Here is a 25,131-nt window from a genome sequence, read left to right on the forward strand (position 1 = left end):
CTACGGTACGTCGGTGGGCCGACACTCTCCCGGCTCACGGACGCCACCCGTGCCGGTGCCGGGCGAACCCGCCCTCGGAGTCGATCACCTGTCCGGTGATCCAGTACGCCTCGTCGGTGCAGAGCCAGGCGATCAGCCGGGCCGGGTCGTCGGGCTCGCCGAAGCGCCCGAACGGGAACATCTCCGCCATCGCGCGGAACGCCTCGGCGCCCAGGTAGCCGGTGTCCACCGGACCAGGGTTCACCGTGTTCACCCGGATCCGGCGGTCGGCGAGCTGGTCGGCCAGCGTGGCGGTGACGCCGGCGACGGCGGCCTTGGCTGCGGCGTAGGCGACCTCACCGGGCATCGGACCCTTGTCCTGTCCCGAGGTCAGCATGACCACGGCGCCGCCGGGCCGGGTGTCGTCGTGGGCGTTCGCGTACGCCTGGGCCAGCAGGATCGACGCACGGGCGTCCACCGCCCAGTGCCGGTCCAGCTCGTCGCCGAGCGCGCCGAGCGGTCCGTCCGAACCGGACAGTGCCTGGTTGGCGACGACCAGGTCGAGCGGCCCGGCGAGGTCGCGCGCGGCGTCCACGACCCGCTGCGGCTCGGCCGGGTCCGCGAGGTCGGCGTGCAGGTCGGCGACCGTCGCGGTGTCGTCGGCGAGGTGGCCGCGGACCTCGGCGACGGCCGCGGTGACGTCGTCGGCGCCCCACTCCTGGGTCGCGTCGTGCGGTGCGTAGTGGTGGACGACGACGCTCGCGCCGTAGGCGGCCAGCCGGCAGGCCGTCGCGTGCCCGATCCCGCCGCGCCGACCGGCGCCGGTGACGAGCGCGGTGCGGCCGCGCAGGGGCATCGGATCGCGTCGCAGGGTGCTCATCCGGCCTTCGGTACCGGATCATCGGGCTCCGCCGCGACTCGTTTTCCGTCGGACCCCGGGTCTACCGTCCGCCGTCATGACGACCTGGGACGAGTTCGCGGCCGCCGCGCCCACCATCGCCGAGGTGTTCCGCCGGCGGCACGCCGCGACCGGCAACCTCTGCATGCTCGGCACCCTGCGGGCCGACGGTTTCCCGCGGATCTCGCCGGTGGAGCCGCGGTTCTTCGAGGGTGAGCTGTGGGTGGGCGGCATGCCCGACACCCGCAAGTTCGACGACCTGAAACGGGACCCGCGGTGCACGCTGCACACCGCGACCGTCGACACCCGGGTGTCCGAGGGCGACGCGAAGATCTGGGGCACCGTGCACGACGTGCGGGACCCGGCGCTGCACCAGCGGTTCGCCGAGGCGCTGTACGCGGAGTCCGGGTTCGACCTGCGCGGGCGGGAGTTCGACTGGTTCCCTCGGGTGGACGTGCACGGCGGGTCCTCGATCGCCGTCGGCGACGGGCACCTGGACATCACCGTGTGGCGGGCCGGGGGGACCGAGGAGGTGGTGCGCAAGCACTGACCCGCCGGGTCAGGAAGCGACGCTCCACCGGGTTGCTGCTCAACGCCAGGGCGTCGGCGTACGCCGCGGCGGCGTCGGCGGTACGCCCGAGCCGTGCGAGCAGCTCGGCCCGGGCCGCGGGCAGGTACGGGTAGCGGGCGAGTCCCGGATCCGCGACGAGCGAGTCGATCTCGCGGAGCGGGCCGGCCGGATCGGTGCCCGGGACGCGGCTGCGGGCGACCGCACGGTTCAGGGCGACGACGGGCGAGGGCCAGGTACGCATCAGCGCGTCGTACACGGTGACGACGCGGGGCCAGTCGGTCCGCTCCCAGCTCGGCGCGACGCCGTGCAGTCCGGCGACGGCGCTCTGGAGCGCGAAACGACCGGGCGAGGCGGCGGAGTCCAGTGCCGCGGTCGCGTGCACGAGGCCCTCCCTGGTCAGCCGGTCGTCCCAGGCGGAGCGGTCCTGGTCGGTCAGCAGGACGAGCTCGCCGTCCGGGTCCGTCCGCGCCCCGCCGCGGGCCTCGGTGAGCAGGAGCAGGCCGAGGAGCCCGCGGGCCTCGGGCTCGCCGGGCAGCAACCGCACGAGCATGCGGGCGAGCTCGATCGCACGCTCGGTGAGGCGAGGGTTCCCGGGCGCGGAGCGGTCCGGCACTGCATCGAGGGCCGGCCCGGGGTCGGCGCGCCCGGCGCCGGGGTCGGCGTGCCCGGCCGTGTAGACGAGGTGCACCACGGTCAGCACGACGTCCAGCCGGGCCGGCAGCTCGTCGTCGGACGGGACGCGGAACGGGATCCGGGCGGCCGCGATCTTGCGCTTGGCCCGGGTGATCCGGGCCGCGACCCCGGCCTCGCCCGCCAGCAGCACGGACGCGATCGCGGGGACCGGCACCCCGCACACCAGCCGCAGGGTGAGTGCGACCTGCGACTCCGGGGCCAGCGCGGGGTGGCAGCAGGTGAAGACGAGCCGGAGCGGATCGGCCGGCTCGGGCTCGTCCCCCGTGTCGTGACCGCTGTCGGGCCGGTCGACCAGCAGGGGTAGCTTGCGCCGCAGCGTCTCGTCCCGGCGCAGCCGGTCCAGCGCGATCCGCCGTGCGGTGGTCGTGAGCCAGGCGGCCGGGTTGTCCGGCACCCCGGTCCGCCAGGCCGACAGCGCGCGTTCGACGGCCTCCTGCGCGCAGTCCTCGGCCAGGTCCAGGTCCCGGGTCAGCCGGGCCGTCGCCCCGACGACCGCGGGCCACGAGTCGCGATGGACCCGCCCGAGCGCCTCGCCCACGACCACCACGTGCTCACCCGGCCGGTGTGCCGTCGGGCATCGCCATCACCGGCCGCACCTCGATGTTCCCGGCCGGGCAGATCTTCGCCAGGCTCAGCGCGACGTCCAGGTCCGGGGCCTCGATCACGTAGAACCCGCCCAGCGCCTCCTTGGTGTCGGCGAACGGGCCGTCGGTCACCAGCGGATCGCCGTCACCGCGGCGGACCGTGCTGGCCGTCGTGCTGCGCTCCAGCGCCTCCCCGCCGAGGACCCGCGCGCCGGCCCGCTCGACGGCGGCGACGAACTCGCCGTGCAGCCGGAAGTCGTCCGCCACGCCCTCGGCATCGGCGGTGTCGAACCAGTCCTCGTCGTCGTAGAGCAGGAACACGTACTGGGCCATGGCGGTGCCTCCCGGTCGGTCGATCGGTGCGTTCATGATCCCGACGAACGGGCCGGGCCGGATCCGACACCGGTCGGCGAAGAGTCTCACGGAGGTCGTGGCGGGGCGACGTCGCGGAAGCATCCGGCGTAGCGTCGACGGACATGCGCCGACGCCGTCGCGACCCCGTGCACGTCGTCACCGACCTGCGGGAGACGCTCGCGGTCGAGCACGGGCGCCGGATCCGGATCCGGCTGGTCGCCATGGTGGTCTGGATCGCCGGGTGGATCGTCGCGGGCGCGCTGTGGCGGCACGGGGTGCTGGCCACAGCGATCCTGTTCGCCAGCGGTCCCGGGGTCTGGATGGTGTGGTACCTGCTCATGCCGACGCGATCGGCCGGGTCCCGGCAGCCGGTGACACCGCGGCGACCACAGCTCCCCGGATCATGACGGTGCCCGGCGGAGCGCGGCTCACCCGGTGTCGCGCCGCACCGGTTCCGGCCGACCCGGCACCGCGAGGAGGCCGAGCGCCACGATGACGGCGGCGGCCACCCCGGAACGGTCACACCGGGTCCGAGCGGCACTCGATCCGCGCGCCCGCGGCGGGCAGCACGAACGACGGCCCTTCAGGAGCTGTCGCGGAGTCGCCCCCGGCCGGTGGCCGGGGGCTGGTGCCTGTCCACCTCGGGACTGCCCACGCCTCGACGGTAGCAACGCCGGTGCGTCGTCGTCGCCCTAGATCCCGAGCGGGGTGAGTACCGCCCAGAGCAGCGCGACCAGACCGAACCCGGCGACGCTGAGCACGGTCACCAGCACGGTCCAGGTCTTCAGGCCGTCGGCGACGCCGAGGCCCAGATAGCGGGTGACGACCCAGAACCCGGAGTCGTTGACGTGCGACAGCCCCAGGGAGCCGAACCCGATCGCGAGCACGACGAGGGCGATCTGGACCGTCGTGTAGCCGCCGTCGGCGACGGCCGTCGCGAGCAGGCCGGCGGCGGCGAGGGTCGCGACGGTCGCCGATCCCTGCGCGGCCCGCAGCATCAGGGTGAGCAGGTAGGCCGAGACGAGGACCGGGAGCCCGGCCGCGGTGAGCGTGTCGGCCAGCGCCGCGCCGATCCCGGTGTCGGTCAGCACCTGCGCGAACACCCCGCCCGCCCCGGTCACCAGGATCACGATGGCCACCGGCGGCAGCGCCGACTCCATCACCTCACCGGTCCGCTCGAGCGACCAGCCCAGCCGGACGGCCAGCAGCAGGTAGGCCAGCAGCAGCGCCACCAGCAGCGCGAAGATCGGTGCGCCGATGAGCTCGAACACGGCGGCTCCGGTCGAGCCCTCGGGCAGCGCCGTCGCCGTCACCGTCCCGCTCATGATCAGCAGCAGCGGGACGAAGATGATCGCGAGCACGGACGCGATGCCGGGCGTCCGGCCACTCGCGGTCAGCGTCGTGGGCTGCGCGGTCAGGACCCCACGCTCCGAGCCGCTCCCGCCGTCGTCCGCATCGGGCCCGGGTGCGCCCTCGGGCCCCGCGTCCCGTGAGCCGTCCGTGGCGGGGGTGTCCGGTCCGGAGGCGTCGGTCCCGAACCGGTCGAACTGCGTCCGTGTGTAGGGCAGCATCGGGTAGTCCCGGCGGTTCATCCACTTCGCGAGGAAGTGGGTCAGCACGCCGAGCGGGACGCTGACGGCGAGCCCGATCATCGTGATCCAGCCGAGGTCACCACCGACCACCGTCGCGCCGCCCACGATCCCGGGGTGCGGCGGGACGACGCAGTGGACCACGACCATGATCCCGGCGATCGGCAGCCCGAACTTGATCGGGTCGGAGAGCCCGGCCGCCTTCGAGAACCCGTAGATGATCGGCACCAGGATGATGAAGCCGACGTCGAAGAACACCGGGATCGCGATCACCAGCGACGCCGACGTCAGCGCCGCCGACACCCGCTTCGGCCCCAGCAACGACGTCATCCGGCCGGCCAGCTCCGCCGCACCACCGGACAGCTCGATCATCCGTCCGACCATCGCGCCCAGCGCGACCAGGATCGCGACCGAACCGAGCGTGCCGCCCATCCCCTCGACGACGGTGTCGATGATCCCGAGCCGTTCCTCGCCGTCCTCGCCGGTCGTCGTGGTGAGCGGGATCCCGGCCACCAACCCGACAGCGATGCTGACCGCGAGCATCGCCACGAACGGCTGGACCTTGACCTTGGTGATCAGCAGCAGGATGAGGATCAGCCCACCCGCCGACACGGTGAGCAGGAACGCGGTGTCCATCCGGTCGTCTCCTTCGACGTGGGACCGACTGGCCGAGCCGCGGCGGAACCGGACTCGGGCATTCGGGGCACTCCGGGCGGACGGGAGCGTAACCCGCGATCAGCCGATCGCGCGCCGAGCGGGAGCGAACGGTGCGGGGACGGGAGACGGGCGGGCGGCCGCGGGGTCCGCGACCGCCCGCCCCGGGCACCGGCCCCATGGGGCCGGGTGTGGCTCTCCGGGGTCAGCCGGCCCGGCTGATCCCGACCATGTCCTCGCGCGGGACGACCTTGATCCGCTCCCGGCCCCGGTCCTCCCCCAGCCCGCGCTCGTGCTTGTCGAGGGCGAGCCAGCCGTCCCACGTCGTGAACCCGACCCCACGACGCGCGAGCAGCTCGTCGACCGCCGCCGGGTCGCGCTCGGGGGCACGGCGCAGACCCGGGGCGTCGGCGAGCAGGCTGCCGACGGTCTCGGACGCGCAGCCCTTGGTGTGCCCGATCAACCCGACCGGGCCGCGTTTGATCCAGCCGACGGTGTAGATCCCGGGCAGCTCCTGGCCGTCGATGTCGTGCACCCGCCCGGCCTGGTGCGGGATCACCCCGCGCTCGTGGTCGAACGGCAGGCCGGCCAGGTGGGAGCCGGTGTAGCCGACGGCCCGGTAGACCGCGCCGACTTCGAAGTCGGTGAACTCGCCGGTCCCGCGGACCGAGCCGTCGCCGGTGTAGGAGGTCCGCTCGACCCGCAGCCCCTCGACGCGGTCGGTGCCGAGCACCCGCTCCGGGCGGGACAGGAAGTGCAGGTGCACCCGCCGGGGTTCGCCGCGCGGGTCGCGCAGCGCCCAGCCCTGCAGGATCTTGACCACCATCTGGACCTGCTTGGTGCTGCGGATCTCGGCCATCGAGCCGTCGTCGAACTCGACGTCCTCGGGGGCGACGACCACCTCGAGGCCCGGCACGTGGTCGAGCTCGCGCAGCTCCATCGGGCTGAACTTCGCCTGGGCGAGGCCGCGGCGGGCGAACACGTGCACGTCGGTCGCCGGGTTGACCGCGAGCCCGGCGTGCACCGAGTCGGGGATCTCGGTGGTCAGCATGTCCTCGGCCGACTTCGCGAGCACCCGGGCGACGTCGAGCGCGACGTTCCCGGCGCCGATCACCGCCACCGAGCGGGCGTCGAGCGTCCACTCGCGACCGACGTCGGGATGGCCGTCGTACCAGCGCACGAACTCGGCGGCGCCGTGGCTGCCGGGCAGGTCGATGCCGGGGATGTCGAGGTCCCGGTCGCGCTCGCAGCCGGTCGCGACGATCACGGCGTCGTAGTGCTCGCGCAGGTCGTCGGTCGTGACGTCGGTGCCGTAGTGCACGTTGCCGAACAGCCGCACCGCCGGGTCGTCGAGCACCCGGTGCAGCGCGTGCACGATCTGCTTGATCCGCGGGTGGTCCGGCGCGACGCCGTAACGGACCAGCCCGAACGGCGCGGGCAGCTTCTCGAACAGGTCGACCGTCACGTCGGTGTCCGACTTGCGCAGGGTGTCGGCGGCGTAGATGCCGGACGGTCCGGCACCGACCACCGCAACGCGCAGCGGGTCGTTCATCGTTCTCCTCGGGTCGGGTCCGCGAACGCCCGAGACTATAGGAAGGTGAGCCTTACCTAACCGATCTGAGACGACGGCAACACGATGCGCGGCAGGAGATCCGGGAAGTGCCCGCCGAACCGTTCGGAGTGCGCACGCCATTCGCGGGGGTAGCCGAGCGAGACCTCGACGAACGGCACCCCGTCGACGACGACCGTGCGCGGGATGTGCAGGTGCCCGTGCACGACCGCGACCGCGCGGTAGCGCCGGTGCCAGTCGGCGGTCGCCGTCGTGCCGCACCAGAGCGCGAACTCCGGGTAGCGGAGCACGTCGCACGGCGTGCGCTCCAGCGGCCAGTGGTTGACCAGCACGGTCGGCATCGCCGGGTCGAGCGCGTCGAGCCGCGCCGCGGTCGTCGCCACCCGCGCGGCACACCAGTCCTGCCGGGACGGGTACGGGTCCGGGTGCATCAGATACTCGTCGGTGCAGACCACGCCGGCCGCGTACGCCGCGGCCAGCCCCTCCTCGGAGGTCGAGGTCCCGGCCGGGAGGAACGAGTAGTCGTAGGGCACGAACAGCGGCGCGACGACGACCGGTCCGCCCGGTCCGTCCCACACCGGGTACGGGTCCTCCGGGGTTCCGACGCCGATCTCGCGGCAGCGGCGTACCAGTTCGTCGTACCGGTGGGCGCCGCGCAGCGACTCGGCGGCACCGTCGGCGTGCTTGTTCCGGCTCCAGAGCTCGTGGTTGCCGGGCACCCAGAGCACCGTGCCGAACCGTTCGCGCAGCGCGGCCAGGGTCGCGGAGGTCGTCTCGACCCGTTCGTCGACGTCACCGGCGACGATCAGCCAGTCGTCCGGGTGCCCCGGCACCAGCGCCTCGGCGATCTCGAGGTTCTCCGGGTAGCGCACATGCAGGTCGCTGACCGCGAGCAGGCGCGGGGCCTCCGGGGAGCGCACACCGACCAGTAGTACACGGCGCCGGTGACGAGGATGGCGACGGCGTCCTACCGCGAGTAGGTTACCGGGAGTAGGAAACCGAGGGAGGCCGTCCATGGCGGGATCGCGGGGAGCGCGGCGCTGGATCAGGTGGGTGCTGCGGCACGGGGCGATGCGCCGGGAGGTGTCGAAGCAGGCCGGGCACGGCGACCTCGGCGCCCAGATGATCATCAATCCGGACGCGGTCCGGGACCCCTACCCCGCCTACGAGCAGGTCCGCGCCCAGGGCCGGCTGGTGAAGTCCGCTCTGACCTGGACCACGGTCGACCACGAGATCAGCACCGCGATCCTGCGCAGCCCGGACTTCTGCGTCGGGCAGCGGATGCCGGAGAACGCCCCGGGCCCGCTGCGGGCCCTGATCCGGGCCGGGGGCGCGTACCCGGTCGGGCCGGCCGAGCCGCCGTCGTTGCTCTCCATCGACCCGCCCGACCACCAGCGGATCCGCAAGCTGGTCACCCGGTCGTTCAGCGCGAAGGCGATCTCCCGGCTGCGCGGGCGGACCGAGGAGATCGCGAGCGGGCTGCTCGACGAGATGGACGCGCGCGCGGGCTCGGGCCGGCGCGCCGACGTGATCACCTCCTACGCCGCGCTGCTGCCCGCCACGGTGATCGCCGAGATGCTCGGGGCGCCGGTGTCGATGCGCGAGGACTTCCTGCGCTGGGGCGAGGGCAGCGCGTACTCGATCGACATGGGGCTGACCTACCGGACGTTCCGGCGGTCCGAGTCCGACATCGACGCGCTCGCGAACTGGATGACCGGGCACTTCGAGCACCTGCGCCGGCACCCGAACGACAGCATCCTGTCCTCGCTGGTCCAGACCTACGACTCCGAGGAGGGCCGGCTCAGCTCGGACGAGCTGCTCTCGCTCGGGCTGCTGCTGCTCGCCGCCGGGTTCGAGACGACCGTCAACCTGATCGGCAACGGCGCCCGGCTGCTGCTCACCCACCCCGACCAGCTCGACCGGCTCCGCGCCGACCCCTCGCTGTGGCCGAACGCGGTCGACGAGGTCCTGCGCCTCGACTCCCCCGTGCAGCGCACCGGCCGGGTCGCCGTGCGCGACACCGAGGTCTGCGGCTTCCCGATCCGGCGCGGCGCCATGGTGATCACCCATCTCGGCGGGGCCAACCGGGACCCCGCGGTCTTCGACGACCCCGCGCGGTTCGACGTGGGACGGGTCGGCGCCGAGAAGCACGTCGCCTTCAGCCAGGGGATCCACTACTGCCTGGGGGCGGCGCTGGCGAAGATGGAGGGCGAGGTCGGGCTGCGCGCGCTGTTCGACCGCTTCCCCGACATGCGCCGGGCGGGGCCCGCCGAGCTGCGCGGGACCCGGGTGCTGCGCGGCTACGTGCACCTGCCGGTGCGGCTGGGCGAGGCACGGGTCGCCGCCGACGCCTGACGCGGACCGGCGCCGAGCGGATCCGTTGTGGTGCATCGGCGCGAGAGTCCCTCGTCGGGGCACATCGGACACGGAGCCGATCACTTCGGATGCGAGGTGGTCACACCTGGTGCACGATCGGCGGCGGTGACCGCCCATGGTGATCGGCAGAACCCGGGCGGCGACGAGTCGAGGAGGACCCCGTGACCGACCAGATCAGCGTGACCCGCAGCGTGCCGGCCAGCCCGCAGCAGCTGTTCGAGCTGCTGTCGAACCCGGCCCGGCACCAGGAGATCGACGGCGCCGACATGCTCCGCGGCATCGACGGCTCCGAGATCCTCACCGGCGTCGGCGACGAGTTCGTCATGAACATGCACAACGGCGCGCTCGGCGACTACCAGATGAAGAACACCGTCACGGCGTTCGAGCCGGGCCGCCTGATCGGCTGGGCCCCGTCGCTGCACCCGATGGACGGCTACCGGGACAAGCTCGGCGAGGTCCGGGCCGAGGGCCACAGCTACACCTGGCACCTCGAGCCCGACGGCTCCGGGACCCGGGTCACCCAGGTCTACGACTGGAGCGAGGTGACCGACGACGACTTCCGCGGCTTCTTCCCGATGCTGTCCGAGCAGCAGCTCGGCGACTCGATCGAGAAGGCGGGGAACGCCGCTACGTCCTGATCGGACCGGGCGGGAGGACCAGGCGCTCCAGCAGCCGGTCGGCCTCGGCGCACGGATCGGCGGTGAGTCCGACGTGGACGGGTCCGGGTTGGACGATCGTGCTGCGCGGCGTCGTCAACCGGCGGAACCGGCGGCCGATGTCCTCGCCGGCGCCGGGGCCCCGGGCACCGAGCGCGCCGGTGGCGTGCCGGTCGGAGCGCGGTGGTTCCGGCACCGCGGCGACGGCGGCCAGGGTGGCGAGGGCCTCGGCGACGGCGTCGGCGTCGGCGTGCGGGTCGAGCGCGGCCAGCCGTTCCCGGTCCAGGTGCACCCGGACCGCGAGGACGTCGTGGGCGCGGCAGTGCACCAGCACGCCGGCGTTCATCCCCTCGCCGCGCTCGATCCGGGGCACGACGCGGAGCAGGGCGTACTCGAAGGTGGCGCGGTCCGGCGCGGCACGGCCGCTCATCGGCGGACACCGCCGATCCGCAGCCAGGCCGGCGGGCGCGACGGACGTTCGACCGGCCGCGGACGCCCGGCGGCGACGGTCTCGAACACCCCGGGCAGCCACGCGTCCCGGGCCGCGATCCGGCCGAGGAGCGCTCTCGCGTAGCCGGCCCGGACCTCGTCGGCGGAGCCGAACCCGGGCTCGCCCTCCAGCCAGACGCCGGGCACCAGGGCCAGCACCGCGTCGAGCAGCTCAGGCGTGACCAGCGGCGCGAGCGCACGGTCGGCCGCCGCGACGTCGGGGTGGGCGCCGAGCAGGACGTGGTCGGCGGCGTCGTAGGGGCGCCGCGGGAACCCGGCGGCGGAGTCCCACCGGTGCGCGAAGGTCAGGGTGGCGCCGTGGTCGATCAGGTACGGCGCCCGGTGCCAGAGCAGCATGTTCGAGTTGCGCCAGGACCGGTCGACGTTGCCGACGAGCGCATCGAACCAGAGCACCCGGCCGGCGAACCCGGGGCCGACGTCGAACGCCAGCGGATCGAGGTCCAGCGCGCCGGGCAGGAAGTCGATCGCCAGGTTCAGCCCGGCCGACTGCCGCAGCAGCTCCTGGACCTCCTGGTCGGGCTCGGTGCGGCCGAGCTCGCCGTCGACGTCCACGGTGCAGATCTCCGGGACGGCGAAGCCGAGCGCGCGGGCCAGCTCCCCGGCCACGATCTCGTTCACCAGCACGGACCGGCCCTGGCCGGCCGCGACGAACTTGACCGCGTAGGTGCCGAGGTCGTCGGCCTCCATCAGCCCGGGCAGCGAACCACCCTCCCGCAACGGGGTCACGTAACGGGTCGCGGTCACGTGCCGCAGAGCGGGCGGATCGGAGGGCACCGGGCGAGGCTAGTACGGGCACGTGAAACGGCCCGCACCCCGTGGCGTCGGGGTGCGGGCCGTGGTCGCGCCGGGAAGACACCGGCCCGTCCGGCGGGGGGCTCGGACGGGCCGGGAAGACCTGGTCCCGCTGCGTCAGACGGAGATGGTCTGGCGCGGGATCGCCGCGGTCTGCTCCATCCGGCGCTGGGCATGTGCGCTGAGCAGGGCGTCCACGCTGAACCGGCCGGCGCCCGAGGTCATGAAGGCCAGCAGGCCACAGATGATCACGCCGACCAGGGCCCAACCGTTGTTCGCCATGAAGAGGCCGTTCTGGCCGTGCACGAACCAGATGGCCCCGCCCATCACGAACACCATGAGCGCGGAGGGCACCACCATCTTCAGACCGAGCAGGAGCGATGCCGCCGCGACGAGCTCCACCACGATCGTGAAGGACGCCGCCGCGATCGCCAGCGGGATGCCGAACTTGCTGAACACCGCCGCGGTGTCGAAGAGACCGGCATCGACCTTCTGCCAGGCGTGCATCACGAGGATGTAGGCGAGCACGACTCGGCCGACGAGCAGGACGACGTCGCGCGGGGTGCCGGTGAGGGAGCGGTACACGGTTCCTCCAAGAAGGCTGGTGATCACGTGGGGTGACCTTCCCGCCACGTTCTGCACAAGACTCTAGATGTCGGTCGCCCCTGCTCCACCCGGTTCAGCGACTCCGCGCGACGAGACGACCGCACCGCGCGACGAAGGTCGCTCGGCTCACACCGGATGGGGTTGCACCCCACGATTGCTCGCCGTGACCGGCCGGTCTCGCGCCGCGAATGGTCGACGGAGGGCGAGCGGTCCACCACGCCCCGGCATCTCCGCAGGCCACGGGCACGCTCAGTACGAAGTGGCCGGTCGCAGTCACCCGGGTGTCGCAGCACGGCCCGGTCGGCCCGGGCGCCGATCACGGCGTGTCAGCGCGACGGTGCGACCCGCCGCGGGGAACGGACCGCTCGTCCGTCAGCGCGCCCGTCGCGACGGGCGGTACCCCCGGCCGGACCAGCGCCGTGACGCCGCTCGCCGCTCGGCCCCGTCGTCGTCCTGCCGCGCGCGTGGCCGGCCGCTCCCGCGGCCGCGTCGCGGCATGCCTCCGAGGTGCGGCTGCGGAATGATGGCGGGGTGTCCGAGACGAACCACGGCAGCGACCTCATCGACATCACGGCGACTCCGGAGTGGACGGCCCTGACCGAGCACGCGGCGGAGGTCGAGCCGCGGCACCTGCGGTCGCTGTTCTACGCCGACCCGGATCGGGTGTCGGCGCTGACCGCGCAGGGCGCCGACCTGGTCCTCGACTACTCCAAGCACCGGATCACCCGGGACACCGTCGGCCTGCTCACCGCGCTGGCCCGCCGGGCCGGGCTGCCCGAGCGCACCGAGGCGATGTTCACCGGTGCGCACGTCAACACCTCGGAGGACCGCGCGGTGCTGCACACCGCGCTGCGCCTGCCGCGGGACGCCGAGCTCGTCGTCGACGGGCAGGACGTCGTGGCCGACGTGCACGAGGTGCTGGACCGGATGGGCGTCTTCACCGACTCGGTGCGGTCCGGGGAGTGGACGGGATTCACCGGCGAGCGGATCCGCACCGTCGTCAACATCGGCATCGGCGGCTCCGACCTCGGCCCCGTCATGGCCTACGAGGCGTTGCGCGACTACGCCCAGCGCGACCTCCGGTGCCGGTTCGTGTCCAACATCGATCCGACGGACCTGTCCGAGGCGGTCCTCGGCCTGGACCCGGCGACCACGCTGTTCGTCGTCTCCTCCAAGACCTTCACCACCCAGGAGACGCTGACCAACGCGCGCAACGCCCGGACCTGGCTGCTCGACGGGCTGGGCACCGACGACGAGAAGGCGATCGCGCAGCACTTCGTCGCGGTGTCGACGAACGCCGAGAAGGTCTCCGAGTTCGGCATCTCCACCGACAACATGTTCGGCTTCTGGGACTGGGTCGGCGGCCGCTACTCGGTGGACTCGGCGATCGGGCTGTCGCTGATGTGCGCCATCGGCAAGGAGCACTTCGGCGAGTTCCTGGCCGGCATGCACGCGATGGACGTGCACTTCCGCCGAACCCCGCTCGAGGAGAACCTGCCGGTCATCGCCGGGTTGCTCGGGATCTGGTACTCGAACTTCTTCGGCGCCGAGACCCGCGCGGTGCTGCCCTACTCGCAGTACCTGCACCGGCTCCCGGCCTACCTGCAGCAGCTCACCATGGAGTCCAACGGCAAGTCGGTGCGCCAGGACGGCGCCCCGGTGTCGACGGTGACCGGCGAGATCTTCTGGGGCGAGCCCGGCACGAACGGACAGCACGCCTTCTACCAGCTGCTGCACCAGGGCACCCGGCTCGTGCCGGCCGACTTCATCGGGTTCGCCCAGCCGCACCACGTGCTGCCGGGCGAGGGTGACGCCGACATGCACGACCTGTTCATGGCGAACCTGTTCGCGCAGACCGCGGCGCTGGCGTTCGGCAAGACCGCCGCCGAGATCGAGGCCGAGGGCACTCCGGCCGAGCTGGTGCCGCACAAGGTGATGCCGGGCAACCGGCCGACGTCGACGATCCTCGCCGAGAAGCTGACGCCCTCAGTGCTCGGCCAGCTCGTCGCCTTCTACGAGCACGTGACGTTCGTCGAGGGCACGATCTGGGGCGTCGACTCCTTCGACCAGTGGGGCGTCGAGCTCGGCAAGGTGATGGCCACGCAGTTCGGCCCGGCTCTCTACGCGGCCGACCCGCCGGACGCCGCCGAGGCCGGCCTGGACGCCTCCACGGCCGCGCTGATCGGCCGCTACCGGGCCTGGCGCGGGCGGTGACCGGGTCCCCGGCCGTCGCGGCACCCACCGTGCGCGACGCCCGGTGGACCGGTCTCGCCGGAGCGCTCCTGCTGCTCGCGGCGGCCGGGCTGATCGTCGTCGCGGCGGCCGGCCGGACCCAGCCGTGGGACGACGACGTGGTGGTCGGGCTCGCCGCGGACCGTGCCGGATGGCTGACCGTGGCCGCGATCCTGGTGACGACCGTGGGCAACACCCTGGGCAGCACCGTGGTCGGGCTGGCCGGCGGTGCGGTGCTCTGGTGGCGCGGGCACCGGGCCGCGGGCGTGTGCCTGGCCGTGGTGCCGCTGGTCGCGAGCGTGGCGTTCACCGGGATCAAGCTGCTCGTGGAGCGGGCGCGGCCACCGGCCGACCTGCAGGTGCTCCGGATCGCGAACGAGTCGCTGCCGTCCGGGCACGCGACGATGGTCGCGGCGGCCTGGGTGGCACTGGTGCTGATCCCGTGGCCGTACCTGGCATCGCGGGTCCGCACCGGGCTGGCCGTGGTCGCGGTCGCATGGGTGGTCGCGGTCGGGCTCACCCGGATCTATCTGGGGGTGCACTGGCCGTCCGACGTGCTGGCCGGGTGGGCGCTGGGCGCGGGACTCGCGTGCGCCGCGACGGCTCTGCTCGGCCTGCTCGCCCGGGCCGGCGCCCGGCGCGACCGGTGATCGCCGTCCGGGCATCGGATGGTGCCAGGATCGGCACCGGCCGGAACCCGAGCGGTGATCTCGGGGGCGTCCGGCGTCAGCTCACCCGGGCGTCGCGCCACCGGAGCGCTCCGACGCCGGGCCACGTCGGCACCGGGGTCACCGGGAACCGCTCACCCGGTGAGCGGTTCCTGCGGGGTCCCACCCTCGTCGGGCTCCAGCTCGGCGAGCACCTGCTTCGCCAGCGGCGTCTCGGCGGCCAGCGCGCGGGCGCAGGCCTGCCAGGCGACGGCGTCGTCGCGCACCCAGGCGCCGCGCAGGTTCTCGGCGGTCCGGGAGCTGCGGCGCAGCAGCGTCAGGCCCTCGGCCGCGGTGCGGGACCGGCGCGTGCGCCCCTTCGCGCGGGCGATCCCGCGGGTCATCGCCCCGATCGCCCGCATCGCCCGCACGACGTCCCGGGCCTGGTCCATCGGGACCGGGAGCCCGGCGCCGGCGTGCAGGACCCGGGACCGCCGCACGACGAACGCGTACGCCACGAGCCCGGACACCGCCAGGAGCGGTCCCAGGATCGCCGCGGCCGTGCCGAACGTGCCCGCGAACACCAGCAGCACGACCGCGAGCACGAACAGGGCCAGCACCGCCGAGCGCGCGGACCGGGCGGCGCGGGTCCAGGTGTGGGCCCGGCGCTGCGCGTCCGCGTCCGGCGGGCCCTGCTCCGCCCGCGCGACACCGTGATCGGTGAACAGCAGGGCGGCGTCGGCGTCCGAGATGTCCGGCATCGGATGATTCTGCACCGGCTCCCTTCTCCCGCCCGCCGCGGCCCGGGCGCGTGAGCATCCGTTGTGATCAGCCTTCGGGCTGCTCCACCGGGCACCACCACGTCGACCGCCCGCCGACGGTGCCGTGTGCCATCTCCGCCCCGCAGCGCGGGCAGTGCCCGCCCGGGTGCCGGTGCTCGATCACCTCGCCGGTGTGCACGCCGCCGTTCGCGATCGCCCGCTCCAGGGCCCGGTCCAGGTTGCGGTGCAGCCGGTCCAGGTCGGTGCGGGTCAGGTCGTGCACCCGGGTCCGCGGGTCGATCCTCGCCTGCCAGAGCGTCTCGTCGGCCAGCAGGTTCCCGACCCCGGCGAGCACCGACTGGTCCAGCAGCCGGGCCTTCACCGCGGCCCGCCCGGCGAGCAGGCGGTCCCGGAACACCGAGGGCTTCAGGTTCTCCGCGTCCGGCCCGAGACCCGACAGGTCCGGGTCGAGCCGGACCCGGCCGAGGCGGCGCTTGTCGAAGAGCCGGAACCGGCCGCCGTCGTCGAACGTGATCGTGAAGCGGTCCCACTCGGGTTTGCGGGGCTGCCGGTCGGGGCGTTTCGGACCGCCGCCGATCCGGTCGCCCTCGGCGTCGGTGACCACGATCCGGCCGCCCATGCCGAGGTGGACGCCGAGCGCGGGGCCGGCCCCGCCGTCGGCGGTCTCGATGTCGCACCACATCGTCTTGCCGATCCGGTGCGCCGCGGTGAGCCGGCCGCCCTTGAGCGCGGTGGCGATGTCACCGGGACGGTGCGGACGGCAGACCCAGTCGTCGCGGTCGTCGACGTCGGCGACGACCCGGCCGGTCGCGTGGGCCAGCACCCGCCGCGCGTTCTCCACCTCGGGCAGCTCGGGCATGCCGATCAGTGTGGCGCGGTCGCGGAACACCCGCCCGTCGGTCGCTCGTTGGACCTGATCGTGACGAGCGGGAGCGCGAGCGAGCGGATGAGAGTGCGGGCACCGGAGCTGCGGGGGCGGCGGTGGCTGAACACCGGCGGCGCGGAGCTGACGCTGGCCGGGCTGCGCGGGCGGATCGTCGTGCTCGACTTCTGGACCTTCTGCTGCATCAACTGTCTGCACGCCCTCGACGAGCTGCGCCCCGTCGAGGAGGAGTTCGGCGACGTGCTGACGGTCATCGGGGTGCACTCGCCGAAGTTCGTGCACGAGGCCGACCCGGCCGCGGTCGAGGCGGCCGTGGAGCGCTACGGCGTCACGCACCCCGTGCTCGACGACCCCGAGCTGCGCACCTGGGACGCCTACACCGCCCGCGCCTGGCCGACGCTGGCCGTGATCGACCCGGACGGGTTCGTCGTCGCCCGGATGGCCGGCGAGGGGCACGGCCCGGGGCTGGCCGCACTCGTCCGGGAGCTGATCGAGCAGCACGGTGACCGGCTGCGCCGCGGCGACGGGCCGTACGTGCCGCCGCCCGCGCCGGACACCGCGCTGCGGTTCCCGGGCAAGGTCGTCGCGCTGCCGGGTGGCACGTTCCTGGTGTCCGACACCTCCCACCACCAGCTCGTCGAGCTGGATCCGGACCTCGTGACCGAGCGGCGGCGGATCGGCGACGGTGTCCGCGGGTTCGCCGACGGGCCCGCGGGTGGCGCGCGGTTCTCCGAACCGCAGGGCCTGCTGGTCGACGACGGCGGGCTGCTCGTCGCCGACACGGTCAACCACGCGATCCGCCGGGTCGACCTCGCCACCGGAACCGTGTCCACAGTGGCCGGGACGGGCGCGCAGCTGCGCGAACGGGTCGCGCCGGGGTCGTCGTCGGCCGAGCTGTCCTCGCCGTGGGACCTCGCCCGGTGGGACGGACGGGTGGTGGTCGCGATGGCCGGACCGCACCAGCTGTGGACCCTCGATCCCGATACCGGAGCGGCGACCGTGCTCGCCGGGACGACCAGCGAGGGCCTGCGCGACGGCGCCTACGACGAGGCGTTCTTCGCGCAGCCCAGCGGGCTGGCCGTCGACGGGCCCACGCTGTGGGTCGCCGACTCCGAGGTCTCGGCGCTGCGCCGGGTCCTCGCCGAGCCCGACGCCGGCCCGCAGGTGTCGACGGCCACCGGGCAGGGGCTGTTCGAGTTCGGGCACCGGGACGGTCCCGCCGCCGCGGCGCTGCTGCAGCACCCGCTCGGGGTGGCCGTCCTGCCGGACTCGTCGGTGGCGATCGCCGACACCTACAACGGCGCCGTCCGCCGTTACGACCCGTCGTCGGGGACCGTGTCGACGCTGGCCGAGGGGCTCGCCGAGCCGTCGGACCTGCTGGTCGACGGGGAGACGCTGATCGTCGTGGAGTCCGCGGCGCACCGGCTGGTGCGGCTGCCGGTCCCGGCCGGGTCGCTGGTCGCCGGCGCCGCGCACACCGTCCGCCGCGCGCCGACCGAGCTGGGTGCCGGCGTCGCGCTGCGGATCGGGTTCGTCCCGCCCGCCGGGCAGTACCTCGACGACCGGTTCGGCGACCCGACCTCGCTGACCGTGACCGCCGACCCGCCCGCGCTGCTGCGCTCCGGCGGCGGGACCTCGACCGGGCTGAGCCGCGACCTCTCATTCGACCCGGCGGTGGGCACCGGCGTGCTGCAGGTGGCGGTGGCCGCCGCGGCGTGCGACGACCCCGGGGACGGGTTCGCGGCGTGCCACCGGTACCAGCAGGACTGGGGGATCCCGGTGGTGGTCACCTCCGGCGGGCCCGCCGCCCTGGAGCTGGACCTTCGGTCCTTGTGAGTACTTTTCGGGGCCCTGGCCCCGAAAAGTACTCACAGGGCGCTAGCCCTCGAGCCAGGCCAGAACCGCCATCACGCGGCGGTGGTCGTCGGACGACGGCGGCAGCCCGAGCTTGGTGAAGATCGACGAGATGTGCTTCTCGACGGCCCCCTGGGTGATCACCATCAGCCGTCCGATCGCGGTGTTGGTCCGGCCCTGGGCCATCAGCTCCAGCACCTCGCGCTCGCGGGGCGAGAGCTCGGCGAGCGGGTCCCGGCGACGCCGGTTGGTGAGCAGCGCCGAGACCACCTCCGGGTCCAGCACGGTGCCGCCCGCCGCGACCCGGGTCAGCGCGTCGGAGAGCTCCGCCAGCTTCGACACCCGGTCCTTGAGCAGGTACCCGACCCCGCCGCCGGCCTCCAGCAGGTCGGTGGCGTAGGACTCCTCGACGTACTGGGACAGCACCAGGATCCCGATCTCGGGATGGGTCTTGCGGATCTCCAGCGCGGCCCGCAGCCCCTCGTCGGTGAACGACGGCGGCATCCGCACGTCCACGACCGCGACCTCCGGCCGGTGCTCGGCCACCGCCTCCACGAGCGCGGTGCCGTCGCCGACCGCGGCGAGCACCGTCGCGCCCGCCTCCTCCAGCAACCGGACGAGGCCCTCCCGCAGCAGCATCGAGTCCTCGGCCAGGACCACCCGCATCGTCATGCGCACATCCTCGCGGGTGGCCGGTATGCGCCTCACCCCTCCCCCAGGCCGGCAACCGGCACCTCGGCCGTCAGCACCGTCGGGCCGCCGGCCGGGCTGCGCACGTCGAGGTTGCCCTCGACGATCTCCAGCCGGTCGGCCAGCCCGGCGAGCCCGTGGCCCTTGCCGAGATGGGCGCCGCCGCGGCCGTCGTCGCGGACCACCACCCGCAGCAGGGTCGCGTCGACGGTCACCGTCACCCCCGCCGCGGACGCCCCGGCGTGCTTGGCGATGTTGGTCAGCGCCTCGGAGACGACGAAGTACGCCGTGTTCTCGACCAGGGCGGGCATCCGGACGCCGTCGTCGAGGGCGACGTCGAGGTCCACCGGTACCGGGCACCGGGCGGCGGCGGCGTGCAGCGCCGGACCGAGCCCGCGGTCGGCGAGGATCGGCGGGGCGATCCCGCGGGACAGCGCGCGCAGCTCGGACAGCGCCTCACGGCTCTGTTCGAGGGCCTCGTGCAGCAGCGGCCGGGCCCGTTCGGGGTCGTCGTCGAGGCGTCGGACGGCCGACTCCAGGTCCATCCCGAGCCGCACCAGGCGCTGCTGGGGGCCGTCGTGGATGTCGCGTTCCAGGCGTCGCAGGGTCTGGGCCTCGGCGGCCACGGCCGCCCGCCGGCCGGCGGCCAGCGCCAGGGCGCGGGCCCGCAGCGCGGCGGTCTGGTTGGTGAGCAGGCCGCGGGCGAGCAGCGCGCGGACGTCGGTGAGCCAGCGGACCACCGAGGGCAGCGTGACCAGCAGCAGGATGCCGAGCCCGGTGTTCAGCGCGATGTCGCCGGCTCCCGAGTCGACCCCGGTGATCGACCCGAACAGGGTCCAGTTGCCCGGTCCGCGCGGCAGCGACCACTGCCAGAACACGTAGACCAGCCCGGCCAGGCCGGTCACCGCCCACACCAGCGCGACGGCGGCGCAGAGCGCGCGCAGCGGCAGGCCGACGACGGCGTGCGCGAGGTCCCGCCACGACTGCGGGTCGGCCAGCGCACGCAGCAGCCGGCCCATCAGGCGTCGCCCGCGGTTGGGCCGGTAGTGGTGCGGCGGCAGCGGACGTCCGGTCGCGGCTTCGGTGGCCCGGCGTTCCAGCTCGGCGAAGCCGCGGGCCGCGGCCAGCGACCCGACGGTGATCGGCAGCCCGATCCAGAGCACGAACGTCCCCGCCCCCAGCAGCAGGCCGACCAGGACGACCAGCCCGCTGACGACGGCCAGCGGCAACCCGGTCAGCAAGTACGCCATCTGCGCCCCGAGCCGGGTCCGGCCCGGCCAGCCGGACGGCCAGTGCGTCGGCTGCGGCAGGTGCCGGCCGCCGTCGCGGAGCAGGTACTCGCGCAGCGCCCCGTTGCCCCATCCCTCCAGGGCCCGGACCAGGTGCGGGTCGAGCGGGCTGCCGCCGGGTTCGTCGGGGCCCGGCATCGCCGGATCCGGGATCGCCCGGTCCTCGGCCGCCGGTGCTGCCGGGTCCGGGGTCGCCGGGGCCGGGGCGGCCGAGCCTGCCGGGTCCGCCGGTGCTGCCGGGTCCGCCGCTGCGGTCCGCGCCCCGGCGCGGTCCGACACGGTCTCCTCGGGCATGGCGGTGGGTCACCTCCGGCGGTGCTGGTGCGCTGTCGAGGATAGGCCGTTCCGCGCACCGCGCCCCGGCTTCGTGACGACGGCCCCTCCGTGGTCGTCGTCCGGGTGCGGATCGATGCCGGACACGGCACCGGTCGACACCCGGACAGTGATCGACACCACACCCGGCCGGCCGGCGGGTTCCCGGTTCCTGGCGGGGACCGGCCACGTCGTGGTGGGCTGTCGGCGACCGCGACGACGCGAGAGCGAGGAGACACCGTGGACCCCTCCGACCTGCGGGACGTGCTGGCCGCCGTCCGGGACTTCGTCCGCACCGAGGTGGTGCCGTTGGAGGAGGAGATCGACGCGGGCGACGCCGTCCCGGACCGGATCGTCGCGCAGTGCAGGGAGATGGGCCTTTACGGCTTCGCCATCCCCGAGGAGTTCGGCGGGCTGGGCCTGACCGCGTCCGAGGAGGTCCGGCTGGCCTTCGAGCTGGGCTGGACGACGCCGGCGCTGCGCTCGCTGTTCGGCACCAACAACGGCATCGCCGGGCACGTACTGCTCGAGGGCGGCACTCCTGAGCAGAAGCGGGAGTGGCTGCCCCGGCTCGCGTCCGGCGAGGTCACCGCCTCGTTCGGGCTGACCGAGGCCGACGCCGGGTCGGACCCGTCGTCGCTGGCCACCCGCGCCGTCCGCGACGGCGACGACTGGGTGATCACCGGCTCGAAGCGCTACATCACCAACGCCCCGGTCGCCGACGTGATCATGGTGTTCGCCCGCACCGACCTGGACGCGCCCGGCAACCGCGGGATCTCGACGTTCCTCGTACCCGCCGGCTCGCCCGGGCTCTCGGTCGGCCCGAAGGACGCGAAGATGGGTCAGTTCGGCGCCTGGACCGCCGACGTGCACCTCGACGACGTCCGGGTACCCGCCGAGGCCGTCGTCGGCGGGCCGGACGGGGTCGACCAGGGGTTCCGGATCGCCGCGCGCTGCCTGGCGCACGGGCGGTTGCACATCGCCGCGGTGTGCGTCGGCATGGCCGACCGGCTGGTCCACGAGACCGTCGAGTTCGCCCGCACCCGGGAACAGCGCGGGGCGCCGATCGCCCGGTTCCAGCTGGTCCAGGGGCTCGTCGCGGACTCGGTGACCGACGCCCGCGCCGGCCGCGGCCTGGTCCTCGACGCCGCGGGCACCTTCGACGACGGCTCCGACACCGTCTCCGGACCGGCCGCCGCGAAGTACTTCTGCTCGGAGATGGTCGGCCGGGTCGCCGACCGCGCCGTCCAGGTGCACGGCGGCGCCGGGTACATGCGCGGCGTGACCGTCGAGCGGTTCTACCGCGACGCCCGGCTCTTCCGGATCTACGAGGGCACCAGCCAGATCCAGCAGGTGATCATCGCGCGGGACGTGCTGGGCAAGGCCGCGAGGGCCTGAGACCTCCGGATAGCTCTCACGAACGCACCTTTCGTGGCGATAGTTGCCACGAACGGCCCGCTCGTGACGGAGCTGGGACCGGCCCGGCTGCGCCCGGCATCGCCACCGTCCCGCCACGCGCTCCCGACCATACCTTCACGAGCAGACCTTTCGTGGAAACTGGCGCTACGAAAGGTCCGCTCGTGAAGGTGCGGGGGTCAGAGCTCGGCGGCCCTGGGGCTCGGGACGGGGCCTGCTGGTCTGTCCGTGCGCTCGGGGACCACGACCACCGACGGCGGGGGCAGCAGCACCGCCTGTGCATGTGCCCGGCGCAGCTCGGCCAGCACCTCGGCCGGTCGGGTCCGCAGGTCGCTCGGCAGGGACTGGACCACCACGACGCCCGCGGCCACCAGCGCCGAGCGGCGTCGCACCGTGCGTTCGTAATCGGTGGGGTCGAGGTGGTATTCCCGGGAATCGATCTGCCAGGCGAGGCCGGCCTCCTCGAACAGGAAGTCCGGGATCGCGAGGAAGGTCCCGTCGGGGGCCTCCAGGCGGACGTTGAGCAGCGGCACCGGAAGGCCGGCGCGCCGCAGTAGCCGCTGGGCGGTGGCCTCCGCCACCGATCGGACACCATCGACGATCTCCCTGAGCACCTCACGCGGTAGGGCCGACCCGCGGCTGCTCCCCTCGACGAGCTCGGTGACGAGCTGATCGACCGTGCAATGACGGTGCTGGACGAGATCGGCGAACACGGTCCGGACCAGGTTGCGGTCACGGCTCCGGCGCGCGGCGTCCACGGCGGCCCGCGCCACCGGAGCGAGCGGGACGTCACCGGAGGATCCGGAGGGCAGCCGGTGCGTACGTTCGGCGAGCATGAGCCCGGCACCGATCCTGCGGCGACCGGCCGGAATCAGGACGTGCACGGGGCCGGACGGGGTGGGGGCCGAGCGAACACCGTGCCGGGCAAGGGCATCGATGCCGGTGACGACCGCGTCCCGACCGGCGTGCAGGATCGCTGCCTGGCACCGGTCGTCCCTCGTCTGCGGGCCGTTGTCGAGCTTGACGACGCCAGGGCCGAGCCTGCTCCAGGGCCCACCCGGGCGGCACCGGTACGCCGTCGTCGCCCGGTCGACGCCCAGCAGCTCCAGATCCGCCACGCGCACGACGCGCCGGCCGATCAGCGCCGCGATCTCATCGCGGCGAGGCCCTCGTCGACGTCCGGTCCGCACTCCCATGTCCACGAGCCTGAGCCCTGGTGACGCTGCTGCACCCGGTTTCCCGCGACCCTGTGGACAACTCCCGGAGCCGTCGTCGTGTGGGCCGAAATCTCCCGATCCACACGAGCGGACCCTTCGTGAAGTCCTGTGCCACGAAGGAGCCGCTCGTGGCTCGAGGTACCTCGCGGCTCGGGACCGGCGCCGCTCCCTGCCTCATCACGAACGGACCGTTCGTGATGCTCCTCTTCACGAAGGGTCCGCTCGTGCGAATGGGGGTGATGGGGATGGGGCGGACGCGCGAATGGGAGACGGGGCGGACGTGCCCCGGGAGACGGGGCTGCTCGGGTGAGCGGGAGACGGCGACGGCCCGCCCCGGGAGTCCCGGGGCGGGCCGTCGTGCGGAGCGGTGCGGGCTAGTGGTGCGCGGGGCCCCGGTGGTACTCGAAGACCAGGCCGCCGACGGCGATCAGGATCAGCGTCCCGCCGATGACGATGATCCAGGCGTACCAGAACGCCATGCCGATCGCGGTCAGCGCGGCCGCGGCGGCGATCCCCAGCGGCCAGTAGCTGCCCGGGGAGAAGAACCCGACCTCGCCGGCGCCGTCGGAGACCTCGCCCTCCGGGTCGTCCTCGGGGCGCTCCTCCAGCCGCCGCGAGACGAACCGGAAGAACGTGCCGATGATCAGCGACAGGCCCGCGGTGAGCCACAGCGCCGTCACGCCCACGACCTCGCCGGCCAGGAACGTGTAGGCGATCGCGCACAGGATGAAGAACCCGGTGCAGATCTCGAAGATGCGGGATTCGATCTTCATTGCGGTCCTCCCCCTCAGCCGTCGACCTGCGCGGCCAGCTGCCCGCGCTCGGTGCTGAACGGCTTGGTGCTGATCGCCTCGGGCGCGCACCACTCACCACAGTTCAGCGCCGCCAGCGCCTCACCGGTGTTGTAGGGCTGCCCCGTCTCCGGGTTGGTCTCCTTGCGGAGCTGGATGTAGCGGTCGAACAGCGCCGGCTCGAGGGCGCGGACCTCGAAGTTCATCTGCGAGTGGTACGTGCCGCAGAGCTCGGCGCAGCGGCCGACGAACGCGCCCTGCTGCTCGATGCGGTCGATCACGAACTGGTTGTCCTGCTCGTTGCGCTCCGGGAACGGGAACACGTCGCGCTTGAACAGGAACTCCGGCACGTAGAACGAGTGGATCACGTCGGGAGACATCTGGGTGAACTCGATCGACCGGTCGGTCGGCACGACCATGATCGGGATCGTGTCGCTGGTCCCGAGGGTGCTCACCGGGCGGCCGTCGGGGCCGGCCTCACCGGGGTAGAGGAACTCCCAGTTCCACTGGAAGCCGACGATCTCGACCTGCAGGTCTGCCGGTCCGCCGGCCGAGGCCTCGTCCTTGGTCACATAGTTCTGCACGTTCAGCGTGAAGCCGAACAGCACGGCGACGATCACGGTCGGGATCGCGGTGAAGACCAGCTCGACCGGCAGGTTGTACTGCGTCTGCCGGGGCAGCGTGCCGTCGTCGTCCTTCCGCTTCCGGTGGAAGATCATCGCCCAGAACATCGCGCCCCAGGTGATGACGCCCACGACGAGCGACGCGATCGCCGACCAGGTCCAGAGGTTCCGCATGGCCTCGGCCTCGGGGGTGACCCCCACCGGCCACCCGAACCGGATGACCTCCTCGACCGAGCAGCCCGCGAGCGCCGGCACCGCCAGCAGACCCACCAGGCCCAGCTTCGCTGCCCGCGCGTACCGGGATCGGCCTTCCGTTCGGGCCACCGCGCGCCGCCTTCCTGTCATGTCCTGCCGCACTGCCGGCACGTTCGTCCTTGCTGTGGTTCAGGCACTGTCACCACGGTTCACTGCGCGAAGATCTGGCGCCACCCGTTCGGAGCACCGTCTTCGACCTCGCGTAGAGACTAGACGAACGCCGGTCGGGACGCGCCCGCCGGGGTGTCCCGCGCCGAGGGCCACTCCCCCGCCGGTGAACGGCGAAACCGGCAGTCTTTCAGGCATTA

At 73.6% G+C, this 25,131-nt stretch carries 24 protein-coding genes; 8 read left to right on the forward strand and 16 right to left on the reverse strand.

Annotated features, from left to right (window positions below; all coding sequences use genetic code 11):
* Window positions 1–34: 34 nt before the first annotated feature.
* Window positions 35–859 carry an SDR family oxidoreductase gene (locus tag WIS52_RS07125; RefSeq protein ID WP_349297316.1) on the reverse strand — a complete coding sequence of 275 codons (825 nt, stop codon included), beginning with the start codon at window positions 857–859 and terminating at the stop codon, window positions 35–37.
* A gap of 76 nt (window positions 860–935) precedes the next feature.
* Here WIS52_RS07125 and WIS52_RS07130 point away from each other — a divergent pair, with 76 nt between their 5' ends.
* On the forward strand, window positions 936–1,427 hold the full coding sequence (locus tag WIS52_RS07130) for a pyridoxamine 5'-phosphate oxidase family protein (protein WP_349297317.1): 492 nt from the start codon (window positions 936–938) through the stop codon (window positions 1,425–1,427).
* Here WIS52_RS07130 and WIS52_RS07135 read toward each other — a convergent pair.
* The gene (locus tag WIS52_RS07135; RefSeq protein ID WP_349297318.1) at window positions 1,378–2,688 is read right to left on the reverse strand and encodes an RNA polymerase sigma factor; all 1,311 of its coding nucleotides are present in this window, start codon (window positions 2,686–2,688) and stop codon (window positions 1,378–1,380) included. The two genes, WIS52_RS07130 and WIS52_RS07135, sit on opposite strands and share 50 nt — an antisense overlap.
* 4 nt (window positions 2,689–2,692) lie before the next feature.
* Window positions 2,693–3,058 (reverse strand): YciI family protein, encoded by a 366-nt coding sequence (locus tag WIS52_RS07140; RefSeq protein WP_349297319.1) that lies wholly within the window; start codon window positions 3,056–3,058, stop codon window positions 2,693–2,695.
* 143 nt (window positions 3,059–3,201) lie between these two features.
* Here WIS52_RS07140 and WIS52_RS07145 point away from each other — a divergent pair, with 143 nt between their 5' ends.
* Window positions 3,202–3,486, forward strand: a complete 285-nt coding sequence (locus WIS52_RS07145) for a hypothetical protein (RefSeq protein ID WP_349297320.1) — start codon at window positions 3,202–3,204, stop codon at window positions 3,484–3,486.
* A gap of 285 nt (window positions 3,487–3,771) precedes the next feature.
* Here the strand turns inward: WIS52_RS07145 and WIS52_RS07150 are convergent, their stop codons facing one another.
* The 3 genes from WIS52_RS07150 to WIS52_RS07160 form a co-directional block, all read right to left on the reverse strand.
* Window positions 3,772–5,304, reverse strand: a complete 1,533-nt coding sequence (locus tag WIS52_RS07150; protein WP_349297321.1) for a GntT/GntP/DsdX family permease — start codon at window positions 5,302–5,304, stop codon at window positions 3,772–3,774.
* A gap of 223 nt (window positions 5,305–5,527) precedes the next feature.
* Window positions 5,528–6,874, reverse strand: coding sequence for an FAD-dependent oxidoreductase (locus WIS52_RS07155; protein ID WP_349297322.1), 1,347 nt, complete (start codon window positions 6,872–6,874; stop codon window positions 5,528–5,530).
* A 56-nt stretch (window positions 6,875–6,930) separates the two neighbouring features.
* Window positions 6,931–7,812, reverse strand: a complete 882-nt coding sequence (locus WIS52_RS07160) for a metallophosphoesterase family protein (RefSeq protein WP_349297323.1) — start codon at window positions 7,810–7,812, stop codon at window positions 6,931–6,933.
* 94 nt (window positions 7,813–7,906) lie between these two features.
* Between WIS52_RS07160 and WIS52_RS07165 the strand changes: the two genes are divergently transcribed.
* Together WIS52_RS07165 and WIS52_RS07170 are read left to right on the forward strand one after the other, a co-directional pair.
* Window positions 7,907–9,247 carry a cytochrome P450 gene (locus tag WIS52_RS07165; RefSeq protein ID WP_349297324.1) on the forward strand — a complete coding sequence of 447 codons (1,341 nt, stop codon included), beginning with the start codon at window positions 7,907–7,909 and terminating at the stop codon, window positions 9,245–9,247.
* 182 nt (window positions 9,248–9,429) lie between these two features.
* Complete coding sequence (locus WIS52_RS07170; protein ID WP_349297325.1) at window positions 9,430–9,906, forward strand: SRPBCC family protein; 477 nt, start codon at window positions 9,430–9,432, stop codon at window positions 9,904–9,906.
* Here WIS52_RS07170 and WIS52_RS07175 read toward each other — a convergent pair.
* The 3 genes from WIS52_RS07175 to WIS52_RS07185 form a co-directional block, all read right to left on the reverse strand.
* A complete protein-coding gene (locus tag WIS52_RS07175) occupies window positions 9,896–10,354 on the reverse strand; it encodes a DUF3037 domain-containing protein (protein ID WP_349297326.1) in 459 nt (152 codons plus the stop codon). The two genes, WIS52_RS07170 and WIS52_RS07175, sit on opposite strands and share 11 nt — an antisense overlap.
* Window positions 10,351–11,208, reverse strand: a complete 858-nt coding sequence (locus tag WIS52_RS07180; RefSeq protein WP_349297327.1) for a HipA family kinase — start codon at window positions 11,206–11,208, stop codon at window positions 10,351–10,353. The genes WIS52_RS07175 and WIS52_RS07180 overlap by 4 nt, the downstream gene beginning before the upstream one ends.
* Before the next feature lie 135 nt (window positions 11,209–11,343).
* Window positions 11,344–11,811: a DoxX family protein gene (locus WIS52_RS07185; RefSeq protein ID WP_349297328.1), complete on the reverse strand. Its 468-nt coding sequence runs from the start codon at window positions 11,809–11,811 to the stop codon at window positions 11,344–11,346.
* 552 nt (window positions 11,812–12,363) lie between these two features.
* Between WIS52_RS07185 and pgi the strand changes: the two genes are divergently transcribed.
* Both pgi and WIS52_RS07195 read left to right on the forward strand, forming a co-directional pair.
* The gene (pgi, locus tag WIS52_RS07190; RefSeq protein WP_349297329.1) at window positions 12,364–14,046 is read left to right on the forward strand and encodes a glucose-6-phosphate isomerase; all 1,683 of its coding nucleotides are present in this window, start codon (window positions 12,364–12,366) and stop codon (window positions 14,044–14,046) included.
* A complete protein-coding gene (locus WIS52_RS07195; RefSeq protein ID WP_349297330.1) occupies window positions 14,043–14,714 on the forward strand; it encodes a phosphatase PAP2 family protein in 672 nt (223 codons plus the stop codon). Before pgi ends, WIS52_RS07195 begins: the two co-directional genes overlap by 4 nt.
* Before the next feature lie 152 nt (window positions 14,715–14,866).
* Here WIS52_RS07195 and WIS52_RS07200 read toward each other — a convergent pair whose 3' ends face one another.
* Window positions 14,867–15,472, reverse strand: coding sequence for a hypothetical protein (locus WIS52_RS07200; RefSeq protein ID WP_349297331.1), 606 nt, complete (start codon window positions 15,470–15,472; stop codon window positions 14,867–14,869).
* A gap of 67 nt (window positions 15,473–15,539) precedes the next feature.
* Window positions 15,540–16,352 (reverse strand): DNA-formamidopyrimidine glycosylase family protein, encoded by an 813-nt coding sequence (locus WIS52_RS07205; RefSeq protein ID WP_349297332.1) that lies wholly within the window; start codon window positions 16,350–16,352, stop codon window positions 15,540–15,542.
* An 87-nt stretch (window positions 16,353–16,439) separates the two neighbouring features.
* Between WIS52_RS07205 and WIS52_RS07210 the strand changes: the two genes are divergently transcribed.
* Window positions 16,440–18,212 carry an NHL domain-containing thioredoxin family protein gene (locus WIS52_RS07210; RefSeq protein WP_349297381.1) on the forward strand — a complete coding sequence of 591 codons (1,773 nt, stop codon included), beginning with the start codon at window positions 16,440–16,442 and terminating at the stop codon, window positions 18,210–18,212.
* A gap of 42 nt (window positions 18,213–18,254) precedes the next feature.
* On the opposite strand, the gene WIS52_RS07215 is transcribed toward WIS52_RS07210, so the two are convergent.
* The gene (locus WIS52_RS07215) at window positions 18,255–18,896 is read right to left on the reverse strand and encodes a response regulator transcription factor (protein ID WP_349297382.1); all 642 of its coding nucleotides are present in this window, start codon (window positions 18,894–18,896) and stop codon (window positions 18,255–18,257) included.
* Window positions 18,897–18,934: 38 nt separating this feature from the next.
* A complete protein-coding gene (locus WIS52_RS07220; RefSeq protein WP_349297333.1) occupies window positions 18,935–20,503 on the reverse strand; it encodes a sensor histidine kinase in 1,569 nt (522 codons plus the stop codon).
* A gap of 258 nt (window positions 20,504–20,761) precedes the next feature.
* Here WIS52_RS07220 and WIS52_RS07225 point away from each other — a divergent pair, with 258 nt between their 5' ends.
* The gene (locus WIS52_RS07225) at window positions 20,762–21,919 is read left to right on the forward strand and encodes an acyl-CoA dehydrogenase family protein (protein ID WP_349297334.1); all 1,158 of its coding nucleotides are present in this window, start codon (window positions 20,762–20,764) and stop codon (window positions 21,917–21,919) included.
* A 197-nt stretch (window positions 21,920–22,116) separates the two neighbouring features.
* Here WIS52_RS07225 and WIS52_RS07230 read toward each other — a convergent pair whose 3' ends face one another.
* The 3 genes from WIS52_RS07230 to ctaC all read right to left on the reverse strand — a co-directional run bounded on the left by WIS52_RS07230 (window position 22,117) and on the right by ctaC (window position 24,892).
* Window positions 22,117–23,055: a hypothetical protein gene (locus WIS52_RS07230; RefSeq protein WP_349297335.1), complete on the reverse strand. Its 939-nt coding sequence runs from the start codon at window positions 23,053–23,055 to the stop codon at window positions 22,117–22,119.
* 473 nt (window positions 23,056–23,528) lie between these two features.
* Window positions 23,529–23,927: a cytochrome c oxidase subunit 4 gene (locus WIS52_RS07235; RefSeq protein ID WP_349297336.1), complete on the reverse strand. Its 399-nt coding sequence runs from the start codon at window positions 23,925–23,927 to the stop codon at window positions 23,529–23,531.
* Window positions 23,928–23,941: 14 nt separating this feature from the next.
* Window positions 23,942–24,892, reverse strand: coding sequence for an aa3-type cytochrome oxidase subunit II (ctaC, locus tag WIS52_RS07240; RefSeq protein WP_349297337.1), 951 nt, complete (start codon window positions 24,890–24,892; stop codon window positions 23,942–23,944).
* Window positions 24,893–25,131 lie beyond the last annotated feature (239 nt).

Origin of the sequence: Pseudonocardia nematodicida (assembly GCF_040105385.1) — a bacterium.
GTDB lineage: Bacteria > Actinomycetota > Actinomycetes > Mycobacteriales > Pseudonocardiaceae > Pseudonocardia > Pseudonocardia nematodicida.

Bases quoted from the DNA above. Each gene is read 5' to 3' on its own strand.
- WIS52_RS07130 (WP_349297317.1), top strand. From the start codon at position 936: ATGACGACCTGGGACGAGTTCGCGGCCGCCGCGCCCACCATCGCCGAG.
- WIS52_RS07215 (WP_349297382.1), bottom strand. From the start codon at position 18,896: ATGCGGGTGGTCCTGGCCGAGGACTCGATGCTGCTGCGGGAGGGCCTC.
- WIS52_RS07155 (WP_349297322.1), bottom strand. From the start codon at position 6,874: ATGAACGACCCGCTGCGCGTTGCGGTGGTCGGTGCCGGACCGTCCGGC.
- WIS52_RS07175 (WP_349297326.1), bottom strand. From the start codon at position 10,354: ATGAGCGGCCGTGCCGCGCCGGACCGCGCCACCTTCGAGTACGCCCTG.
- WIS52_RS07140 (WP_349297319.1), bottom strand. From the start codon at position 3,058: ATGGCCCAGTACGTGTTCCTGCTCTACGACGACGAGGACTGGTTCGAC.
- WIS52_RS07145 (WP_349297320.1), top strand. From the start codon at position 3,202: ATGCGCCGACGCCGTCGCGACCCCGTGCACGTCGTCACCGACCTGCGG.
- WIS52_RS07210 (WP_349297381.1), top strand. From the start codon at position 16,440: ATGAGAGTGCGGGCACCGGAGCTGCGGGGGCGGCGGTGGCTGAACACC.
- WIS52_RS07125 (WP_349297316.1), bottom strand. From the start codon at position 859: ATGAGCACCCTGCGACGCGATCCGATGCCCCTGCGCGGCCGCACCGCG.
- WIS52_RS07235 (WP_349297336.1), bottom strand. From the start codon at position 23,927: ATGAAGATCGAATCCCGCATCTTCGAGATCTGCACCGGGTTCTTCATC.
- WIS52_RS07200 (WP_349297331.1), bottom strand. From the start codon at position 15,472: ATGCCGGACATCTCGGACGCCGACGCCGCCCTGCTGTTCACCGATCAC.
- WIS52_RS07165 (WP_349297324.1), top strand. From the start codon at position 7,907: ATGGCGGGATCGCGGGGAGCGCGGCGCTGGATCAGGTGGGTGCTGCGG.
- WIS52_RS07205 (WP_349297332.1), bottom strand. From the start codon at position 16,352: ATGCCCGAGCTGCCCGAGGTGGAGAACGCGCGGCGGGTGCTGGCCCAC.
- WIS52_RS07220 (WP_349297333.1), bottom strand. From the start codon at position 20,503: ATGCCCGAGGAGACCGTGTCGGACCGCGCCGGGGCGCGGACCGCAGCG.
- WIS52_RS07150 (WP_349297321.1), bottom strand. From the start codon at position 5,304: ATGGACACCGCGTTCCTGCTCACCGTGTCGGCGGGTGGGCTGATCCTC.